At 71.3% G+C, this 3,993-nt stretch carries 2 protein-coding genes; one reads left to right on the plus strand and one right to left on the minus strand.

All coding sequences use genetic code 11. The annotated features are described in order from the left end of the window. Window positions 1-1,270: acyltransferase family protein (locus tag IBL25_RS24755; RefSeq protein WP_187781123.1), on the plus strand; the 1,270-nt coding region annotated here is incomplete at its 5' end. Window positions 1,271-1,498: 228 nt separating this feature from the next. Here the strand turns inward: IBL25_RS24755 and IBL25_RS24760 are convergent. Then, window positions 1,499-3,993: penicillin-binding protein 1A (locus tag IBL25_RS24760; protein WP_238940652.1), on the minus strand; the 2,495-nt coding region annotated here is incomplete at its 5' end.

The raw sequence follows: 3,993 nt of genomic DNA on the forward strand, positions 1-3,993 counted from the left end.
GATCGGCCATGGCACCCCCTTCCCCGGCTGGGCGGCGCTGCTGCCGGTGGCGGGCGCCGTGGCGGTGATCGCGGCGGGGCCGGGCGCCTGGGCCAACCGCCGGCTGCTGTCCAGCCGCCCGGCGGTCTTCATCGGGCTGATCAGCTATCCACTCTATCTCTGGCACTGGCCGCTGCTCTCCTATGCCACCATCCTGCGGCTCGGCCGCGCGCCCACGCCGCTGTTGGCCGCCGCCCTGGTGCTGGCCGCCCTGCTGCTGGCCTGGCTGACCTGGCGGCTGGTGGAAAAGCCGCTGCGCTTCGGCGCCCATGCCCCGCGCAAGGCCCTGGCACTGCTGCTGCTGGTGGCGGCGGTGGGCCTGACCGGCGGCGCGGCCCGCTGGGCGCAAGGCTTCCCCGCCCGCTTCCCGGACCTGCCCGACCTCAGCATCGCCCGCATCAACCTGGCCTTCCGCGACGGCATCTTCCGCCCCACGCCCGGCATGCGCACCACCACGGAGGGGCAGGTCACCCTGGCCGAGATCGGCCACGGCGAGGAAGCCGTGCTGCTGACCGGCGACAGCGTGGTCTTCCACTACGGCCCGCGCGCCCAGGCGCTGCTGGAGGCCGGGCAACTGCGCCGCCGCGCCATCTTCGCCGTGGGGCCAAGCTGCGCCCCCATGCCGGGCGTGCTGCGCGGCGGGGACTTCGCCGGCTGCGCCGCCCTGCCGGAGAAAGCCGCCGCGCTGATCGCCAGCCAGAAGATCCACACCGTGGTGATCGGCGCCTTCTGGCAGGGCTATGCCACCGGCGACGCCATGGTGGAGCGGAACGGCACCCGCCTGCCCACCGCCACGCCCGCCGGGCTGGACCTGCTCTACGCCAACCTGGAAGACCAAGTGGCGGCGCTGATCCGCGCCGGACACGCCGTGCACCTGCTGCTGCCCGTGCCAACCCACCCGCGCTTCGACCCGCAGGGCATGGTCACGCGCTCCTGGCACGGCTTCCAGGTCGATCCCGGCATCCTGCAGGGCGTGCCGGTGGCGGAACTGCGGGCCGGCATGGCCGATGCCACGCAGCGCCTGGGCGCCATCGCGGCACGAACCGGCGCCGGGCTGATCGACCCGCTGCCCGACCTCTGCGGCAGGGGCCCGGCCTGCTCCCCCTTCTTCGGCGAAGGCGAGCCGAAATTCGCCGACGACAAGCACCTGCGCCCGGTCTTCGCACGGCAGAAGGTGACGATGCTGGATAGGCTGCTAAGCGAGGGAGAAGAGAAAAGGCCAGGGGAATGAATTCCCCCGGACCCCCATCTTCTTTCTTCGAGTTGGAGCTCAGGCGGCAGGCGGGGTCGCCGGGACATTTTCAATGAAAGGCAACGCGGGCTGAACCCGCAGCCGCCGGAGGGCCAAGGCCCTCCGGCGCAACCCCGCGTGAAAGGGTGCCGCCGCAGGCGCACCCGAAAACTCAAAAAGAAAAGAAGGGGCCTGGGGAATTCGTTCCCCAGCCTTCACCCCGTAAGTTCAGTAAAGCCCGCCCAGCGAGGAATCCGCGCCGCCACCGCCGCCGGAATGGGCCATGCCATCCCCGCCTTCGCTGCCACCGCCGCCGATCGGCGCACGGGCGGCATTCTCGGTGCCGGGGCGGAAGGGCTCCAGGATGGTCTCGCCATTGCTGGCCTGCACGCGCACCAGGGCGATGCCCGGTGGGGCGCGGAAGGGCACGGGCGGGCTGTCCTTCAGGGCGGCTTCCAGCACGTCGTGGACGATGGGGGCGGCGTTGCCGCCGCCGGTCTCGCCATCGCCCAGGCTGCGGGGCTCATCGAAGCCGACCCAGACGGCCACCACGATCTCGGGCGTGAAGCCGACGAACCAGTTGTCCATGTAGTCGTTGGTGGTGCCGCTCTTGCCGCCAATGGGGCGGTTGAGGCCCTTGCCGGCGGCGGTGCCGGTGCCGCGCTGCACCACGCCCTGCAGCAGCGAGACCATCTGATAGGCCGAGATCGGGTCCGTCACCTGCTTGCGGTCATCCACCAGCTTCGGCGGCTCGGCCTGCGGGCCATTGGCGCAGCCGTCGCAATGGCGGTTGTCGGCGCGCCAGACCAGCCGGCCGAAGCGGTCCTGCACGGTGTCGATCAGCGTCGGCGTCACCTGCTTGCCGCCGGCGACAAAGGAGGCATAGCCGGCGGCCATGCGCAGCACCGTGGTCTCGCCGGCGCCGAGCGACATCGACAGCACCTTCGGCATATGGGGGATGACGCCGAAGCGCGCGGCGGCATCCGCCACCTTGTCGATGCCAATCTCCTGCGCCAGCCGGATGGTGACGAGGTTGAGCGACTTCTCCAGCGCCGTGCGCATGGTCACCCAGCCATTGGTGTTGCGGCTGTAGTTGCCCGGGCGCCAGAGGCCCTGGGGCGTCATGATCTCAATGGGTGCGTCCAGCAGCCGCTGGTTGGGCGGGATGCCCATCTCCAGCGCCGGCAGATAGACGAAGGGCTTGAAGGAGGAGCCGGGCTGGCGCATCGCCTGCGTCGCGCGGTTGAACCAGCTCTGCTCAAAGGAGAAGCCGCCGGCCATGGCCAGCACACGGCCGGTCTGCGGGTCCAGCGCCACCACCGCGCCCTGCACCTGCGGGATCTGCCGCAGGGCCACGCGCTCGGCGCGCTCGTTCGCCGGCTCCACCAGGATCACGTCGCCCGGGGCCACCACGTCCTGCATCCGGCGCGGCGCGCCGCCGATGCGGCCATTGCGGTTGGCGCGGGCCCAGGAGAGGCCCTCCAGGGGCATGGTCGCCTGCCGGGGCTGGGCGGGGCGGCCATCGGCTGGCTTCTCCAGCCAAGCGACCCTGGCGGCGCGGGCATCCACGTCCCGCACCACCGCCAGCTTCCATTCCGGCAGGGCGCCGGCCGGGCGGGCGGTGGCCTCCAGCGCCGGCATCCATTCGGTATCCCTGGCGGAGATCTTGGCCACCGGGCCGCGCCAGCCGCCGCGGCGGCGGTCATAGCCGATCAGCCCCTCGCGCAGCGCATTCTCGGTCGCCGCCTGCAGCCCAGGCTCCATGGAGGTGCGGACCACGAGGCCGCCCATGGTGGTCTGGTCCTGCCCGAAGCGGGCCACCAGCTCGCGCCGCACTTCCTCGGTGAAATACTGGCCGGTGGCCACCATGTCGGGCCGGGCGCGGCCGCGGGTGACGATGGCATCCTGCTTCGCCGCCTGCGCCTCGGCGGCCGTGATGGCGCCGTCATCCACCATGCGGTCCAGCACATAGTCGCGGCGGGCGCGGGCGGCATCCGGGTAGCGGTTGGGATTGAGGTTGTTGGGCGCCTTGGGCAGCGCGGCCAGGAAGGCCGTCTCGCTCAGCGTCAGCTCGTCTAGGCCCTTGTTGAAATAGTTCATGGCCGCCGAAGCCACGCCATAGGCCTGCTGCCCCAGGAAGATCTCGTTGAGATAGATCTCCAGGATCCGCTGCTTGCTCATCGCGGATTCCAGCCGGAAGGCCAGGATCGCCTCCCGCACCTTGCGCATGATGGTGCGGTCGTTGCCCACCAGCATGTTCTTGGCGACCTGCTGGGTGATGGTGGAGGCGCCGATGGCGCGGCGGCCGGTGGCCATGCCTTCCACATTGGTCATCACCGCGCGCGCCAGGCCCAGCGGGTCCACGCCGTGGTGGTCCCAGAAGCGCTGGTCCTCGGCGGCGACGAAGGCGTCCTGCACGCGCTTCGGAATCGCCTCGATGGGCAGGAAGACGCGGCGCTCCAGCGCCATTTCCGCCATCAACTGGGAATCCGCCGCATACATGCGGCTCATCTGCGGCGGCTGGTAATCGGCCAGCCAAGCATGGTCCGGCAGGTCGCCGATGCCCTGGCGATAGAGGCCGTAGAGCGCGATGCAGGCCACCACCGCGATGGCCAGCCCCATCGAGAAGCCCCAGCCCACCAGCCGACGCATCCAGCGCCCGAAGCCGCCGCCGCCCGGGCCGCCGGAGCGTGGCGGGCGCGGCGGCTTGCCGCCTGGCGGCG

This window comes from Pseudoroseomonas ludipueritiae (assembly GCF_014490445.1).
GTDB lineage: Bacteria > Pseudomonadota > Alphaproteobacteria > Acetobacterales > Acetobacteraceae > Pseudoroseomonas > Pseudoroseomonas ludipueritiae.